Origin of the sequence: Bosea sp. RAC05, assembly GCF_001713455.1 — a bacterium.
Classification (GTDB): Bacteria; Pseudomonadota; Alphaproteobacteria; order Rhizobiales; family Beijerinckiaceae; genus Allobosea.
This window is the reverse complement of record NZ_CP016463.1, coordinates 493,553-509,201: the sequence shown is the minus strand read 5'-3', so window position 1 is coordinate 509,201 and position 15,649 is coordinate 493,553. Positions and strand designations below refer to the sequence as shown.

The window sequence follows — 15,649 nt, the reverse complement described above, 5'->3', positions numbered from 1 at the left end:
GGGCAGCCTCATGAGCGATCTGGGCAAGAAGTTCACCGCGATTTTCGACGGACTGTTCGGAGCCCCGAAGAAGCAGGAGCCGGTCAAGCGTCGAGCTAAGCCGGCAGCGGCCGCTCCAGTGCGAACTCAGCCCGCCAACGGTGCGCGTGCCATCGAGGCAGCCGCCAAGCGCCGCGCTGTGCCGACTTCTCAGCCACCCGTTGCGAGCTTCGTCGACCAGGACGACGAAGCCGATGTCATTCCGATCCGGGCGCCAGGTGCTGCCATCGTTCCCGAAGCGCGCTCCAAGGAAGTGAGTTTCGTCAATGCGGAACTCGGTCGGCCGCGGGTTCCTGAAGAAACCGAAAGCGATGACCTCGTCGGCTTCCAGGGCAACGTTCTGACAGCCCCCGGTGGCCCGTTCCCGCTGACCCCTCGGCAGTGCCAGTTCATCGCGGCTCTCGACAACGGCACGCTGCTCATCGCCAGCTCTGCCATCAGCCATCCGGCTGTCTCGTCGGCCAAGAGCCTTCTGAAGCGCGGCAACTTCGAGGCTTCGCAGACCTTCCTGGTCGAGATGGAGCTCATCCGGACCATCTACGAGCGCTTTCAGAAGCGCTCGGGGTCGTCCGAGTATTCGCGTGACACCGCGACGATGCAGCGTGTCGTGCTGGATCTCATCCGGACGGCTGCTCTGCAGAAGTGCTCGGACATTCATATCGGCATCGGCCGGCACGAGGCGCGTGTTCGCGTTCGTTCTGACGGTGTGATGATGCCTCTGCGCGAGTTGTCGTCGACCAACGCACAGGAGCTTCTGATCGCCGCCTTCAATATGGCTGACGCATCGGATTCGAACTACCGGCCGATGGAGTCTCAGGGCGCGCGCATCACCTCACTGAAGACGACCCTGCCTGAGGGTGTCCAGGCCGTGCGCCTCCAGTTCAACCCCTTGCCCGATCAGGGCCGGCACTGCGTGATGCGTCTGCTCTACTCGCAGCGCAAGGCAGCTCACGTCGATGTCGACGAGCTCGGTTACGCGCAGCACCACATCAAGCAGATCAAGCGCATGCGGGACAAGCCGTATGGCATCAACATCATCTCCGGCCCCACCGGCTCGGGGAAGTCGACGACGCTTCAGACCTCGCTTCAGGCGACCATTCGCCAGAAGAACTACGAGGTGAACGTGATGACGGTCGAGGACCCGCCGGAATACGAAATCCGCGGTGCGATCCAGCTGCCGGTCACCAACGTGAAGACAGAGAGCGAGCGCAACGAGGCGTTCCGCCAGACCATCACGGCTGCGCTGCGCTCGGATCCCGACATCCTGATGATCGGCGAAATTCGTGACGCCTCTTCGTCGGGCCTTGCCTTCCAGGCCGCAATGACCGGCCACCAGGTCTGGGCTTCGCTGCATGCCAACAACGCGATCTCGATCATCGATCGCCTGAAGGATCTCAAGGTCGAGCCCTACAAGCTCGCCGACTGCACGCTGCTGACAGGACTGATCGGTCAGCGTCTGGTTCGCCAGTTGTGCAAACACTGTCGGATGCCCACCGCCGAGGCTCTCGAAAAGGGCGTCGCGACGGATGACGAGGTCCGGGTCCTGCGCGAACTCTTCGGTGACGAGACCGTCGATCGCAAGGTGTTTTTCGCCAATCCTCAGGGCTGCGCGCATTGCCGGGGCGGATACAACGGCCGCTCTGTGGTGGCAGAGACGATCCTCCCTGACGACAAGTTCATGGAGCACGTCGCCAAGAACGACAAGATCGCCGCCAGCGCCTATTGGCTCGAACACCTTGATGGCATGACGATGCTGGAGCACGCGATCCTGAAGGTCGCGGCCGGCGAAGTCGACGCCAAGGAGGTCAGCTACAAGGTCGGCATTGTCGACGAGCTCGATCCGGAACGGGTCAAGCGCTTCCTGGGCGTCGCGGTCGACGCCCTGCAGCTCGCATCGTGAGGACGCCACCATGTCAGCGCTGAAGCGTTTCGAGCAGTGGTTTATCCGAGTCCAGTTCAGCGGAAAGGCGCGGCTGCGCATCTACCGCAAGTTGTCGCGCCTGCAGAAGAACGGCGTCTCGATGCCCGATGCCCTGAGCACGATGTGGACCCACGAGTCGCAGGACGGCAAGAAGAAGACCAAGCCTTCCGCGATTGCGCTTGAGGCCTGGCGCAAGCAGGTCGACAACGGCAAGATCCTGGGTATCGCAATCCAGGGCTGGGTTCCGGAAAACGATCGTCTCGTCATCGAGGCAGGTGAACGGGCTGGTGCGCTCGCGCAGGCCCTCGACGACTCCATTTTCATCTATCAGGGCCAGAAGCGCATCAAGCAGGCCCTGGTCGCTGGCCTCGCCTACCCGATCTTTCTCTTCTTCGTCGCTATCGGCCTGCTGACACTCGTCGGTACCAACATCGTTCCGACGTTCGATTCAATCCTGCCGCGGGATCGGTGGACTGGTGCCGGTGCGTCGATGGCCTGGCTGGCCGATTTCGTGAACGTCGCGATGATGCCTGCACTGGTCGGGATTGCCGGATTGGTCATCGCGATCATCTGGTCGATGCCGCGGTGGACCGGCCGCGCTCGCATCAGGATGGATCGGTTCCCGCCCTACTCGCTCTACAAGCTGGTTCAGGGCTCGGGCTTCCTGCTGTCGTTTGCCACGATGGTGAAGGCGGGCATCAAGACGACCGATGCTTTGCGCCTGATGCAGAGGGACGCCTCTCCCTGGCTGATGGAGCGTCTCTCGAAGACGCTCAACATCATGAACAACGGCGCCAACATCGGTGAGGCGCTGTATCGCAGCCGGCTTGAGTTTCCCGATCAGGAGACCGCGAACGACCTGCGGACCTATGCCGAGCTGGACAAGTTCGACGAGGCTCTCGTCGTGATCGGCCGCGAGAACCTCGAGGAGACGGTGCACCGCATCGAGCAGCAGTCAGCCGCGATGAAAAATGGCGGCATTCTCTTGCTGGCGGTGATCTTCGCGTGGATTGCATCTGGCATCTTCTCGCTTCAGCAGCAGATGACGGCGACCTTCTGATGGCAGGGAAGCAGCACGTCCTCGCCGCTCAGGAAGCGATCGCCGAGGCGATCTATCTGAAGGACCTCGACTTCACCGACATCTACATCTCGGAGACGGGCGAAGCCTTCATGCGCGGGTTGTCGGATGTCGCCGATCCGATTTACGACATCCCCGAGAACGCGATCCAGGACCTCGACATGGTCCACAAGAAGGTCTGCGGCCTCGGTCAGCTCGAACGCGAATTCGTTCTGGATCACGATGAAGTCCGCTATCGCGTCACGAAGATCCAGGGCGACACCTCGGCGACCTATCATGTCCGCCGGTCGATGTTTCCGATCCCGCGGATCGGCAAGCTCGGCATCAATCCGATGGTGGTGCGCGCCCTGGGTACGATCGGGCACCCGGGCGCCGCCAACGTCCCGCGCGGCTCAGGCCTCATTCTCGTCGCCGGTGCGACGGGCCAGGGCAAGACCACGACTGCGTCGTCTCTGCTGCAGGAATATCTGATCACCTATGGCGACATCGCCATTACGATCGAGGACCCGCCTGAGCTGAAGCTCGAAGGCATGCATGGCAAATTCGGCAGGTGCTTCCAGACGCGTGTGATCGGAGGTGATTTCGCGCCCTACCTCCGAGCTGCTCTGCGGCAGATGCCGCGGTTCATCCTGCTGGGCGAGATCCGGGATCCATCGAGCGCCAGCGAAGTCCTGAACGCAGCTCTTTCGGGGCACGTCGTGATCGCGACGATCCATGGCGGGTCGATCGAAGAGGCCCTCACGCGCGTGATCAAATACGTCCAGTCGAACCTCGATGCCGAATTGGCGCGTTCGATGCTGGCAGATGGCATCGCGGCGGTCGTTCACCAGGAGATGCGTCGCATTCGGGCCAATGACGGCCGGGTGGCGCGCCGCATCTTCGCAGAGTCGCTCTTTTTCGGCCATGACAAGGGGCTGCGCCAGAAGATCCGCGACGGGAAGATCGTCCAGCTTTCCTCCGACATCGACCTGCAGAAGAGCCGCATGGATCGCGGAGAGATGCCGGTGAGCAGGTAGGCACGATGCTGTATTTGCTCGTTATGATGTTCGTGCTGTTCCTGGCTGCCTTTTACGGGACGTCTGGTGACGATCAGATACAGGCGAAGCTTGATCGCAGCGCCATCATCGCGCGACAGATGGTTGTACAGCACGCGGCGGCAACGCGGGTCTGCAACGTCCCGTCCTGCCCCCCGGGCCCGATCGATCCCAACCCCGAGCTCCCATCGGCGTTGACCGGGCGGACGCCCTTTGTGGCGGTCGCCGGCGAAGCCCAGCCTCGCATGCGCAGCTACTATGACGGCGAGTTCATCGTCACGGTCTATGTCGAGCCAGGAACGGCTGACTGGCAGCGCAGCGTCTATGGCAACGTCGAGGGACAGATGCTGACCACCGTCAGTCCCGTCTACCGCTGCAGCACCGGTCACTGGGACGCCGCCAACCGAAGCGTCGTCGTCCGAGGCTCCAGCGCCGTCCGTCGCTGGCACACCAATGACAGCGTCGTTCCTTCTTCGCAGATCGTACCGTTGCCGGCTGGGCTGCCCGGTGGGGGCTTCCCGCCAGACCGCGCTCCGATCGTCATCACGAAGCGCCAGACCGCGCTGCACTGCAATCTTTTGAATTGAGGCTTGCGTTGTGACAATGCGGGAATGGGTTTATCCTTTGATGCGTGGCCGAATTGATTGGCCGTTCCAACTGACGAGGCCTTCGATGAAGGAACGCGGCTCCATCGTGATCAAGGCTGTGCCGGCGCGACGCCGTGGTCTGACCCTGATCGAAACCGCGACGGCACTGGGCGTCGTTGCCCTCGTCCTCGCCGGGTTCTCTCAGACCGTTTCCACCACGAGCGAGCAGGTGCGCGCCCGCGGAACGGCCGAGCGCCTCAAAGAGGTCAGCAAGGCAGCCCAGCAGTATATCGATGCCTACTCGCCGCAGATCCTGCGCAACGCGACGGTGGCCGCCGGTGGCAACCTGGTCATCCCGATCGGCCGCACCGTCGCAGGTGGCGCCGTTCCGGCTGGGCCTTCGGCCGAATTGCCGAGCGTTCAGGGTGCCGGCCTGCTCTACAGCGACTACATCGACGTCAATCCCTACGGCCAGCGCCATTCTCTGGTGGTCAAGCGCGGCACCCAGGGGACGGGTCGTGTCGAGGGCATGGTCATCACCCAGGGCGGCTCTCCCATTCCCGATCGGACGATCGGCAATGTCGCGACGCTGACGGGAGCCCAGGGCGGGTTCGTGATGCAGACCCCGCTGGCCGGCCTGGCTGGACAGATCATCGGTACGCGGGGCGGCTGGCAGGCCTCCACCGGCAGCTGGTCATCGGGCGCCGTCGTTCCCACCGGCGGGCGAGTCATGTCGATCGTCGGCCTCAACGACACGTCTCTGTCTGGCCCCTATCTCGCGCGGCTCGATATCGGTGATCCCGAGCAGAATACGATGCGCGTCGACCTGAACATGGGCGACAACCGCATCAACAACGCTCGAACCCTGTGCCGTGAAGGCAATTCTGGCGACACATGCTTGGGCACCGGCACCGTCGAGGTGGGGCCCAACATTCATGCCTCTGGAAGTGTCCGCGCCGATCAGAACGTCGAGGCCGGGCAGAATGTCTTCGCCAACCAGAACGTCATTGCGGGGCAGGACAGCATCGCGCTGCGCGACAGCTTCACCGGGCGCAATTCTGCGGTCGCCGGCAACCTTGCCGTGGCAGGCCAGGCCGACGTTGTCGGCGCCGTCTTTGGCGGCATCTATTACGATCACGTCGACAATCGCTATTACCTGCAGCCGGGGGCGACCTCGAACCTGAACAATCTGAGGACGCAGACGCTGTCCTTGGATACGCGCGTCAACGGCACTTACAACAAGTCCGCGGTGTTCGGCGGCAATGGCACGAACAACCAGTATCGGCTCGGCGACCTCCTGCCCCGCTATGTCCTCCAGGAGGGCTATGCTGCCACCAGCAACACTCCTTACGTCTACAAGCCCAGTTGCGGGCCGGGTGGCGAGCCGAAGGTCATTCTGCAGCCCCAGGCAGATTCAATGGGGTTCCAGGCCAACCTCAATATCACAATCACGGACGACGGCGTCTTTTCGTCGCCCGCGATCACAAATGTCCGGCGTGAGTATAGCGCGCTCGACTACGGCAGCTTCTGGGTCGTGCAGCTGACGGGAACGCCCCAGGAGGCCGGATACATTTGGCGAGCGATGGTGCTGACGTACTGCTACTACCCCTGACAGCAGAACCCGTTCAATGCAGGCCCATTGGATAATGATCTCAAATCGTGTAGAAATGAGACAGTCGTCCTTAACTTGAATGGCTGAGTGCGCCCGATGAAGATTTCGATCCTTGCTGCTTCTATCGTGGCCCTGATGACGCTGTCATCCGCTCACGCGTTCCAGTCGGAAAGTGAGAGCCCGCAGGCTTCCCCGTTCAATCCGATCCTGGAGAAGGCGGACGCTGCGATCGTTCCTATTCCCCGCACCTCAGCGGAGCAGATCGACTTCATCGCTGGCGGCGAAATCGTCGGGGATGCGCCGTCGCAGTCGATGATCCATTCGGCGCAGTATCAGGATCACACCTGGAACCCGACCTGGGGCGCACCATACAACCCCGGAATCTCGGTCCAGGATTCCAGGGCGAGAGGGTCTTGGGAGTATCAGGTCTATTACATCCAGACCTCGGGTACGAACGGCTTCATCATCGTTTACTACAACTTGATCTGCGCTGGTGCCGGAGTGAGGTGCCCATCGACAACGGCTTCCGCGACCTGCTGGATCGCCGGCGGGATCATTGGCGACTGCCTGGATGGTGTGAACGCCACCATTCCGCGGAATTTCTGAGCAGGGCTGCCGGAATCCCGACGGGCCGCTGATCGGATTCTCCGAGTAGAGCTTGGCGGATGGTCTGGTTCTGAGAATACCAGGGCCATGCAAACCAGCACGGGCCGCAGCACCGTTCGGCGGCATCGTTTCCACACGCGGTTGAGCGCTGTCTTGCTACGGCCGGAGATGGTCCCACCATCTTTGAGGCGCCATGTGATCGTCACTCCCTGCTCAACCTGAGCCTGGTGGACCTCCTATCGAGGTTGAGCGAAAAGGCTCGCCCCTGAACCGACTGTGCTGGTTCGCTGGAGGCGAGATTGTGAGCGCGCGGCGCGAGTTCAACCACATCCTCGAGGCGGCTGGTATAGACGCTGATTGCCTTCAATCGGCGCTCGCCGCTGCCGGGCATCACGTCCACCTGAGTACGGTCAGTCGATACATCGCGCCAGATGATCCGGAGAGCGCAAAGGAACCGCCCGCCTGGATGGTCGGGATTGCCCGCCAGCTCGCAGCGAGCATCGGCACGGGCCAAGTTGCGGTTGCAGTCAGCCGCGATGGCTCATCAGGTCAATCCCGCGGCCTGACGATGCTGGTGCCGGCCGAGCTCTTCAATCAGTTCGAGCAGGCCCGCGTAGCCGAAGGTGTGAAATCACGGTCGACCTTCGCGTTAAAGCTTCTCGAAGCTGGCTATCATCGCTACGCGAGGCTCGTTGAAGAGCCAGAGGCTGGCCTATAGCCCAGGAGCAACTCTCATCGGTCGCCGACCTGGTGGTGGTGGCGGGAGGGATCTGACGCTTCGGCCTGTCACCGATGTGGCCGGCGGTCCATCGTCTTGATCGGACATGAACGACGGCAGGAAGCCCGTGAGGTCTGGTTCGGGATTGGGGTCGACCACAACGGCGAGAGTTTCCGCCTGGCGTTCGGACGCTTCCATGGCTGGTGCATCGAGATCATCGGGGTCGCCGAAGGTCATGTCGTCTTCGTCGCCAATTGCCTCGCCAGCATGCGGTTGAGCCTCGAAAGCTGAAGGTGCTGGCACGCTGGGTGGCCTCTGAGCCGCCACTGTGGGCTGAGGATCATCGGCTGGCGCCTGTGTCTGCGTCGCCCGAGCCTCGACCGTTGGTGATGCTGACGGACGCTCCTCGGGAACTTGGGGCGTCTCGACAGCTTCCGCTTCCAATTCGAACTGATGGCCTGCGTCGGCAGCAGGCCCATCATCATGGTGCTGCTCGACGTCTTCGTCGACCTCGGCGGCAGAGCCGGCGACACGTTCCTGGGCCAAGTCCGCTTCACGCGCATCCTCGGTGTCGGCACCATTCGTTGCCGGCGACATCGGAGGGAAAGCTGCGATATCGGCCGCAGTCTCGACGAGCTTGTCGAGGGCGCCTGGACCGTCACTGGGGACAGGGCGCGTCGAGGTCGGTTCTGGTGTGGTCTCGGGCCGCGGCTCGGACTTGGCGGAAGTCCCCACCTCGCCATCGATCGGCGGATCCGGGAAGACCTTGGGTGCAGGTTCGAGGGTTTGGAGGTCAGGCGCGACGCGCGTCGTCTTCGGGCGCTGCGGCTGGGCTGATCCCGGAGCTGCAACGACGGGAATGATCGGAAGGCCAAGCGCTTCGTTGAATGCGGCCTGGTAGACCTCCTTCTTCCAGCTGTGGCGCCCGAACAGGCGGCTGTAGGGGTGCTTCTTGCCGTCGCTGCCTGCTTGGGCAGCCGTGCGCGCTTCCTCGACGATCTGATGCCCCACGATGGCGTTGCGGCCATTCAGGATCAGTCCGTAGAAGTCGTGCGGAGGGTGGTCGTCGGGATCGGGTTCACCCGACGCCTGGAACGTGGACAGCCAGGCGCCCGTGATCAGCGACGTGTCGAGAGCAATCGAGGTCGGGTCGGACGTGGCGGCATGGGCGATGTCCAACTGCTCCGCCAGTCCGGGGATGGCGGCGATGCAGTTCTCAGGCAGGCCGCTTTCGGCGAAGACGTCGACGATCTTGTCGCAAATGACCTGGGTGACGACATCGCCGAATTCGGCCGTCAGGTTCGAGCGCGCGCTGACGACCAGTCCGGCAGCCAGCTTCTCCAGCCGCGCAATCTCTTCCCTGATCGCGAGAGCCGCGGCAATGCGCGCCTGCTCGACGACGAGAACTTCGGAGGGGAGCCGCTTCTGGTCTGCCATGATCGAGGCTCAGCGCAGCGCAGCGAGGAAAGCGTCCATGTCCTGGGGAAGCCCCACAGACGTAAACAGCTTTCCATCGGGCGTGTTGTAGGCGAGGAACGGCGTCGACTTGATCATGTAGCGGGTGGCGAACCCGTTGTTGATGCGCACGTACTGCCCGGCCCGATCGTAGTCGGCGCTGCCGATGGCGGGACCTTCCTTGACAGGCACCTTGTCGATGCTGCCTTCGCCCGAAAGCCACGCCTTGGACGGCTCCGCACGCCCCAGGATAGACCGAGCGAGCGGGTCGGACCCTTTGAGTCCGGCGATCATGATCACCCGCACCTGGATCTTTCCGTCGAAAACGAGCGGCTTCAGTTTGGCCCAGGCCATGTGGCAGAACGGGCATTGGGGATCCGCGAGCATCCAGACCGCCGGCCGATCGCCGAGGCCGACCGTGAAGAAGACGGTCTGCTTGAGCGCTTCCATGAACGCTCCGCCATCCTTGCCGGGATAGATGAAGGCGTCCGAGGCGGAGGCTGGCTTGTTCGAAATCGTCTTGATGTAGGGCACCGGCTGAGGAACCCCATTCGGAATGGCAGGAGACGGCACCCCCTCTCCCCGAAGCGCGCCAGTCGGAGAGACTGGCAAGGTTGCTTCGCCAGGAGTGCTTTCGGCGGGCTTCTCGATCGGCGAGGCGCCGATGCGCTCGGCAAGCGACTGAGCCGTTCCGGGAGACACCGCCTGAGCTTTCGGGACGACGCGGTCAGGCTCGACCGGCGACGCCAGACCGTTCTGCTTGCTCTGCTCCTCTTCGAGGTAGCGCTGCTGCAGCCTGCCGACCTGGACGCCGGTCATCATGGTGCCACCGCGCTTCACCAGGACGCCGGCGACAGCATGCTTCTGGTCGGGCAGGATGTACATCGGCTGGATCTTGCCGGGGGCGCCACCTTCGCTCGGGCTTCGACCAAATAGCCCTGGATGCCCCCGTCGTTGCCATCGAACGGCGTCATCTTCATCCCCAGCGACTTCATCCATTCGACGAAGTCCTGCGCCGGCGGCTGGTACGGCTTGATCTCCGGCACCACGGGCAGAAGCGACTTGTCGATGTTGGGAATGGTCTGCGCCGCCTCGCTGAAACGCTTCAGCATCGCCGCGATCTGGTCGTTGGTGACATTGTGACCGCCCGATCCGAACAGCAGCCCGGCCATCACATGCTCGCCGTCGGGCGTGACATAGAAGGCCTGGAAGCGGCCATTGGCCGCCTCGCCGAGGAACGCGCGAACTCCGCCGATCTCTCCCAGAGACGTGACCTTGACCCCCTCCGAGATGATGTACCGGATGACACCCGGCAGTTCTCCACCACGGCCCGCGAGGGGGTTGTCACGATCAGGGGCGCCGGGGAGTGCCACACTGGATCCCGCCGCCATCGGGGCGGTCCTCGTTCCGATCGAAGGATTCGCCGGGCTCACCTGTGCCACGGCCTGGCTCGCCAGAACGGCGAGGGAGACGGCCCCGGCGAGGTATCGTGTTGCAGCCCGCATGGACCGAATCTCCAAACTCATGAATCTAATAATCGATCTAAGAGAAGCTCGGAGCGATGGTCAACGATAGGACATGCAATCCTTGGTGGATCACGCCCTCGCGCGCTTGGGCGGGGGCGGTCTGCGAGCAGCCGGTGTCGACTGCGCGGCACGAGGGCTGCGATCGTCGAGGAAGACGCGGTTGTCGCAATTATCCGACGCTCCAGCCTTCCAGTTGTTGCAGGCCAGGAAAGGCTTGCCCTTATTGGGCCCGTCTTTCGTGATGGTCCGACGAACCATCATCCCCTTCCCGCATTTGGAGCACTTCTCGCCCTCGCCGCTGATCTTCGGCCCGGTGACCTTCGGCTCCGACGTCCAGTTGAAATGCCGGCACGCACCTTCCGTTTTGAAATCGACCTCAGTGCAGGTGAGGTAGGTTCGACCCTTGTTGGGACCGTCCTTGTTGATGGTGCCACCACGCAGCTTGCCCTTGCCGCAGTCGGGGCACGGCTTGCCCTCTTCCGGGCTGGCTTCGCGCGGCGCGACATCGCCCCAGGCGAAATGCTGGCAGCTCGTGGGTTTCTGGAAATCGGCTTCGCTGCAAATCAGGAACGGACGGCCGAGATTGGGGCCCTTCTTGTTGACCTGTCCGCCCTTCAACAGGCCCTTCCCGCATGAAGGGCAGGGTCCGCCTTCCCCCGGCAGCTTCGGGCGCTCCTTGTAGCCCTCGGGACGGGTCATGAAGCGGCAGGACGTCTCCTTGGCATTCTTGTCGTAGTTGTCACACCGCAGGTAGCGCTTGCCCTTGTAGGCGTCGTCGAACGGCCAGGGAGATGTCTTGAGCTTGCCCTTGTTGCAGGCCTGGCAGGTCTCTCCATGCCCGGGCAGAGGCTCCAACCCCATCTTTCCGACGTTGATGCCGCCGGTCTTCGCTGTCTCGATGACTTTTCGGATCGCATCGATCTGGGTGTTCATGAAGCTGTCGAGGGTGATCTCGCCCTCTTTGACCTTTTCGAGATGGCTCTCCCAGAAAGCTGTCAGATCGGGGCTCGTGATCGCCTTCGGCAACAGATCGATCAGGTCGCGGCCGAGCTTCGTCGAGACGATGATCGACTTCTTGCCCTTGGGCTTGCGGACTAGGTGGCCGACGGCGATGAGCTTCTCGATGATCGACTTGCGCGTCGCCGGCGTCCCGATCCCCGAGCTCTCCTTGAGGCGCTGCTTGATGCCGGGATCGGTGACGAAGCGATGGATCGCCATCATGGCGTCGACGAGCGAGGCGTCGTCGAAATAGGCCGGGGGCTTCGTCCGCTTGGGCCCGAGATCGCCGGCTTCGACGCGAACGTCGTCGCCTTTGGCCATCGCCGGCAGCGTGCCCTCTTCCTCCTCGTCCTTGCCATCTTCCTCGTCATCGGACTCCGCACCGAAGACCCGCTTCCAGCCCTGATCCACGACGCGCTTGCCGGTCGCCTTGAACCGATCTTCGGACGGAAGTCCGCCATCGACCCCCACCATGACGGTGGTGGATTCATAGCGGTAATCGGGATGGAACTGCGCGATGAAGGTCTTCGCAACGAGCATGAAGACGCGCTTCTCGATCGGCGTCAGGCCCGCAATCTTGTCGGCGCTGGCCTCGGTCGTCGGAACGATGCCGTAGTGATCGGTGACCTTGGCATCGTTCCAGACCGGTGATTTCAGCTTGAGATTGGCAGCGCCGGCCATCTCCGCCAGCTCGCCGACGCCGGCTAGGTTCGCGATGATGCCAGGGGCCTCTTCCGCGAGCAGGCTGGTGGGAAGGTAATCGGAGTCGGTTCGCGGATACGAGGTGAGCTTCTTCTCGTAGAGCGACTGGATCGTCTCGTCAGTCTGGCTGAGCTGCATTCCGAACTTGCGGAAGCAGGCCTTCTGCAGCGAGCCCAGCGAGAATGCGAGCGGGGGTGGCGTGGTCTTGGGCGTCTTCTGGAGGTCGCGGATGGTCCCCTGCTGGCCAGTCACGCGCTGGATCACAGCCTGTGCGACAGCCTTGTCGATGAGACGCCCTTCGGAGTCCTGGCCTGCCGTGTCCTCAGGCATCACCCAGGCGGCCTTGAACGTGCCGTTCTGGTGCCGGAACTGGATCGAGGGAACGAAGTGGTCGACGGCCTTGAAGTTCTCGATTTCCCGATCGCGATCGACCACGATCTTCAGGGTCGGTGTCTGGACGCGGCCGACCCGGACCTTCACATCGCGAACGCCGGCGTCCTGGACGAGTACGGAAAAGCAACGGGTCGAATTGAGACCATGCAACCAGTCAGCGCGCTGGCGGGCCACCGCGGCGTGCGACAGGCTGCGCTTCTCGGCATTGGGGAACGCTCCATCGACAGCCTTTACGATGGCCGCATCCGTCATCGACTGGATCCAGACCCTCTTGATCCGATCCGAGAAGGGGTCGATCCCATACTTCTGCAGGATCTCGTCGATGATGAGCTGACCCTCGCGCTCGGCGTCGCCGACGTTGATGATCTCGCGCGGGTTCTGCTTCAGGCAGCGATCGATGACCCGGATGAAGCTGCCCATGTCATCGCGTGCAACATAGTCCCAGCGCGGCGGGATGATCGGCAGGCTGGCGAGGTTCCAGCTGGCGTAGGCGGCGTTGTAGTGCTGAGGAGGGGCGTTCTCGAAGGCATGGCCGCGGGTCCACGTGATGACGTCGTCTCCGACTGTCAGGCACCCGTCGCCTTTCGAGACGCTTCCCCCTCGGAGCGTTGCAACTGCATCGGCGATGGCTTTGCCCAGCGATGGCTTCTCAGCGATGTACAGACGAGCGACCACGCGCACTCCGATCCATGATTTGCAATGGATTGTCCGCGCAATCCATCCCTAAATCAAGGAACGCGGAACCGGCCGGTCAGATCGTCGGACTGGCGGAATGTTCGGGGGCCACGACCGGCTTGAGACGCGCTGTAAACTCTCCTCGGAGGCGGACCGCATCCGACAATCGCCAATCGCCCAGCCTGACTGCATCGGCGTCGATGTTCATCTGGAAGAGGATGCCATCTCCAAACGACAAGATGTGCTGCTGCGGATCGGGCCCGTCGACGACCTCAATTTGGCTGTCTGTGACAACCACATCCTCGGGCCATGTCCGGACCTGTCGGACCATGCCTGTGCTCGTCAGGTACATCGGAGCAGATGCCCTTTCGAGCCGTTGGCCTGGCATCACCAACTGCCAGCGGTCCAGTTTGGGCGGATGAACCAGGTAGGATGCATAATCGCTGCCGGGCTCTGACCAACAGATCCCATGGAAGGCGTCGTCCAACGCAGCGACCTGAGCGGCCAGAACGTGGATCGGGTCGTCGAGGAACGGGGCCCAGCGCCTCACAGCCTGGCTCACGGCGTCTGTGACAAGGACCGGGCGATCATCGCCCTCTTGCGGGCCGGCAGGGCTGCAGAAGCCTGCCTTCAAACCCATTCGAACGAGGGCAGCGCCTGCGCGTCGATCGACGTCGGTCAGGGAAATGAAAAACGAACTGTCAGCCGTGACGAGCCGTTGGACCGATCCTCCAGATGCGATCCATTCGGACGGGTCGCATGTCAGGCGGGCGGTCTGCATGTTCGCAGCACTCGCATCGACGAAAAGTCGCCTGGTGTTCCGGCCTGGCAATTCGAAGGGAGTGGTCGCTCCCATGCGACGATACAGCTCTGTCATGACGGCGATGTCACCTGAACCGGGGGCTCGTGACGGCTCGCGGATCCAGAGCTTCAGCCTCCGCTTCCATGGCTTCCGCACGCTCGATCATCTTGGGGACGCCATGCTGGCGGGCGGCATCCCGCAGCTCCTGAGCCGCAAAACGCAGTTTGGCTGCCTCGGTCGTGGCATCCATGTTCAGTGACTTGATCTCAGGCGCAGGCGCGCGGCGCCGGCGGCGGGTCTGGACCGGCTCTTTCCGGTCAGGAATTCCGAGCAGCGCTGGCTCCCACGTGGCTCGCTTGCGACCGTCTCCTTGCTCGACCCACATGAGCTTGAGCGGGAAAGACGGCTCTCTGATCCTCTGCCAGTCCTTGTATTCGCACGCCGGCTCGAAGTTGCGCGGGCCACCCATGACCGGGCTTTCCCTCCCGATCGTCCGCCCGTCGCGGGCAAACAGCACGAGGTCGACGAGGACGGTTTCGCCTTCCAGGTAAACCGAGCGCACCTTTGCGACCTTGTCGTCTGAAAAGCGGGACACCACCCAGTCGCCGGCCTTGACCGGATGGACTTCTGGGGCGGGTTCGACCTCAGTCATATGCGTTCCCTCTCCGGACCGATGGCGTCAGCGATCGATTGCCGGATCAATCCTTATGCCGCGGGGCAGAAAGCGACGACCCGGTAGCGACCACTACCCACGGTTTATCGCATCGCATACGGCGCATCCGGCTCTGGCGCGTCGACATCGGGTTCATTTCCCGCCGATTGGGCAGCTGCCATCTTGGCAAGCATCATCGAAATGCCGTCGACCTGGACGTAGTCCTCGTTCCTGTCGGGATGAACGAGGTGAAGGCGCTGTTGATCTCGTGCCAGCCAGAACAGTGTGGCGTCACGAGACAGAGCGTGGGACGGGATCAGGGTCTGACCGAGCTTGGCGAGCTCGGCCTCGGCCGCATCGTAGAGCACCGACGCGATCCCATTGCGTCGCAGGTCGGTCACGACAGACGTATGGACGGCGCAGCGGGTCGCAACGCCTTCGACAGCAGGTTCAATCCTCAGGGTCCCGACACACTCGCGATCCAGATACGCGAGGAACACCTCACCCTCGTCGTCGGTGAAAGTCTTGATGTCGAGGCGCTTGAGATCGAACGTCACGGGTGTCGAGCCTAAAGGTTGTCGAAACGCTTGATCGAGCCTACCGCGCTGACAGGCGGGCGCTACTGCATCGTGAATTGGAATTCCGGTTCCAGATCCGCGTTTTCCAGCGCCTCCAAGTCATCATTCATGATGCCAGGAGGGTTCAGAGCATTGATTTGCAGGAGGAGGTTGATCTCATCCATCGTCCAGTTTTCGAAGCCGTCGTCGAAGGGAAGTGGTTTGATGTCTCGCATCTCGCCAGATGGCGGTTCAGTCGCTTTTGCATCAGGCTTCTTGGGGCTATCGGGCAT

The 15,649-nt window shown here is 62.7% G+C and carries 15 protein-coding genes; 7 read left to right on the top strand and 8 right to left on the bottom strand.

Features of this window, described 5'->3' with window-relative positions; translation table 11 throughout:
* Positions 1-10 precede the first annotated feature (10 nt).
* The 7 genes from BSY19_RS02600 (at position 11) to BSY19_RS02570 (ending at position 7,595) form a co-directional block, all read left to right on the top strand.
* Complete coding sequence (locus BSY19_RS02600) at positions 11-1,939, top strand: GspE/PulE family protein (protein WP_083247337.1); 1,929 nt, start codon at positions 11-13, stop codon at positions 1,937-1,939.
* 10 nt (positions 1,940-1,949) lie between these two features.
* Positions 1,950-3,020, top strand: a complete 1,071-nt coding sequence (locus BSY19_RS02595) for a type II secretion system F family protein (protein ID WP_069052733.1) — start codon at positions 1,950-1,952, stop codon at positions 3,018-3,020.
* Positions 3,020-4,054: an ATPase, T2SS/T4P/T4SS family gene (locus tag BSY19_RS02590; protein WP_069052732.1), complete on the top strand. Its 1,035-nt coding sequence runs from the start codon at positions 3,020-3,022 to the stop codon at positions 4,052-4,054. The genes BSY19_RS02595 and BSY19_RS02590 overlap by 1 nt, the downstream gene beginning before the upstream one ends.
* A 5-nt stretch (positions 4,055-4,059) precedes the next feature.
* Positions 4,060-4,659, top strand: a complete 600-nt coding sequence (locus BSY19_RS02585) for a hypothetical protein (RefSeq protein WP_069052731.1) — start codon at positions 4,060-4,062, stop codon at positions 4,657-4,659.
* An 85-nt stretch (positions 4,660-4,744) separates the two neighbouring features.
* Entirely contained in the window at positions 4,745-6,271 is a 1,527-nt protein-coding gene (pilV, locus tag BSY19_RS02580; RefSeq protein WP_069052730.1) for a shufflon system plasmid conjugative transfer pilus tip adhesin PilV, read from the top strand.
* 96 nt (positions 6,272-6,367) lie between these two features.
* The gene (locus BSY19_RS02575) at positions 6,368-6,877 is read left to right on the top strand and encodes a hypothetical protein (RefSeq protein ID WP_069052729.1); all 510 of its coding nucleotides are present in this window, start codon (positions 6,368-6,370) and stop codon (positions 6,875-6,877) included.
* Positions 6,878-7,178: 301 nt separating this feature from the next.
* Complete coding sequence (locus tag BSY19_RS02570) at positions 7,179-7,595, top strand: hypothetical protein (RefSeq protein WP_069052728.1); 417 nt, start codon at positions 7,179-7,181, stop codon at positions 7,593-7,595.
* Here the strand turns inward: BSY19_RS02570 and BSY19_RS02565 are convergent.
* The 8 genes from BSY19_RS02565 to BSY19_RS27365 form a co-directional block, all read right to left on the bottom strand.
* The gene (locus BSY19_RS02565; protein ID WP_069052727.1) at positions 7,590-9,032 is read right to left on the bottom strand and encodes a hypothetical protein; all 1,443 of its coding nucleotides are present in this window, start codon (positions 9,030-9,032) and stop codon (positions 7,590-7,592) included. The two genes, BSY19_RS02570 and BSY19_RS02565, sit on opposite strands and share 6 nt — an antisense overlap.
* 9 nt (positions 9,033-9,041) lie before the next feature.
* The gene (locus tag BSY19_RS02560; protein ID WP_069052726.1) at positions 9,042-9,935 is read right to left on the bottom strand and encodes a thioredoxin domain-containing protein; all 894 of its coding nucleotides are present in this window, start codon (positions 9,933-9,935) and stop codon (positions 9,042-9,044) included.
* Positions 9,887-10,441: a hypothetical protein gene (locus BSY19_RS27810; RefSeq protein WP_069052725.1), complete on the bottom strand. Its 555-nt coding sequence runs from the start codon at positions 10,439-10,441 to the stop codon at positions 9,887-9,889. Before BSY19_RS27810 ends, BSY19_RS02560 begins: the two co-directional genes overlap by 49 nt.
* A gap of 204 nt (positions 10,442-10,645) precedes the next feature.
* Positions 10,646-13,345 carry a DNA topoisomerase 3 gene (locus BSY19_RS02550; RefSeq protein ID WP_069052724.1) on the bottom strand — a complete coding sequence of 900 codons (2,700 nt, stop codon included), beginning with the start codon at positions 13,343-13,345 and terminating at the stop codon, positions 10,646-10,648.
* Positions 13,346-13,421: 76 nt separating this feature from the next.
* A complete protein-coding gene (locus tag BSY19_RS02545) occupies positions 13,422-14,222 on the bottom strand; it encodes a hypothetical protein (protein WP_150129429.1) in 801 nt (266 codons plus the stop codon).
* A gap of 10 nt (positions 14,223-14,232) precedes the next feature.
* A complete protein-coding gene (locus BSY19_RS02540) occupies positions 14,233-14,799 on the bottom strand; it encodes a hypothetical protein (protein ID WP_069052722.1) in 567 nt (188 codons plus the stop codon).
* A gap of 104 nt (positions 14,800-14,903) precedes the next feature.
* A complete protein-coding gene (locus BSY19_RS02535; RefSeq protein ID WP_069052721.1) occupies positions 14,904-15,356 on the bottom strand; it encodes a GNAT family N-acetyltransferase in 453 nt (150 codons plus the stop codon).
* 62 nt (positions 15,357-15,418) lie between these two features.
* Entirely contained in the window at positions 15,419-15,649 is a 231-nt protein-coding gene (locus BSY19_RS27365; RefSeq protein ID WP_150129428.1) for a hypothetical protein, read from the bottom strand.

What these genes read in the sequence shown, in the direction of transcription:
- BSY19_RS02600 (WP_083247337.1), top strand. Translation starts at nt 11, where the DNA reads ATGAGCGATCTGGGCAAGAAGTTCACCGCGATTTTCGACGGACTGTTC.
- BSY19_RS02595 (WP_069052733.1), top strand. Translation starts at nt 1,950, where the DNA reads ATGTCAGCGCTGAAGCGTTTCGAGCAGTGGTTTATCCGAGTCCAGTTC.
- BSY19_RS02590 (WP_069052732.1), top strand. Translation starts at nt 3,020, where the DNA reads ATGGCAGGGAAGCAGCACGTCCTCGCCGCTCAGGAAGCGATCGCCGAG.
- BSY19_RS02585 (WP_069052731.1), top strand. Translation starts at nt 4,060, where the DNA reads ATGCTGTATTTGCTCGTTATGATGTTCGTGCTGTTCCTGGCTGCCTTT.
- pilV (WP_069052730.1), top strand. Translation starts at nt 4,745, where the DNA reads ATGAAGGAACGCGGCTCCATCGTGATCAAGGCTGTGCCGGCGCGACGC.
- BSY19_RS02575 (WP_069052729.1), top strand. Translation starts at nt 6,368, where the DNA reads ATGAAGATTTCGATCCTTGCTGCTTCTATCGTGGCCCTGATGACGCTG.
- BSY19_RS02565 (WP_069052727.1), bottom strand. Translation starts at nt 9,032, where the DNA reads ATGGCAGACCAGAAGCGGCTCCCCTCCGAAGTTCTCGTCGTCGAGCAG.
- BSY19_RS02560 (WP_069052726.1), bottom strand. Translation starts at nt 9,935, where the DNA reads ATGTACATCCTGCCCGACCAGAAGCATGCTGTCGCCGGCGTCCTGGTG.
- BSY19_RS27810 (WP_069052725.1), bottom strand. Translation starts at nt 10,441, where the DNA reads ATGGCGGCGGGATCCAGTGTGGCACTCCCCGGCGCCCCTGATCGTGAC.
- BSY19_RS02545 (WP_150129429.1), bottom strand. Translation starts at nt 14,222, where the DNA reads ATGACAGAGCTGTATCGTCGCATGGGAGCGACCACTCCCTTCGAATTG.
- BSY19_RS02540 (WP_069052722.1), bottom strand. Translation starts at nt 14,799, where the DNA reads ATGACTGAGGTCGAACCCGCCCCAGAAGTCCATCCGGTCAAGGCCGGC.
- BSY19_RS27365 (WP_150129428.1), bottom strand. Translation starts at nt 15,649, where the DNA reads ATGCCCGATAGCCCCAAGAAGCCTGATGCAAAAGCGACTGAACCGCCA.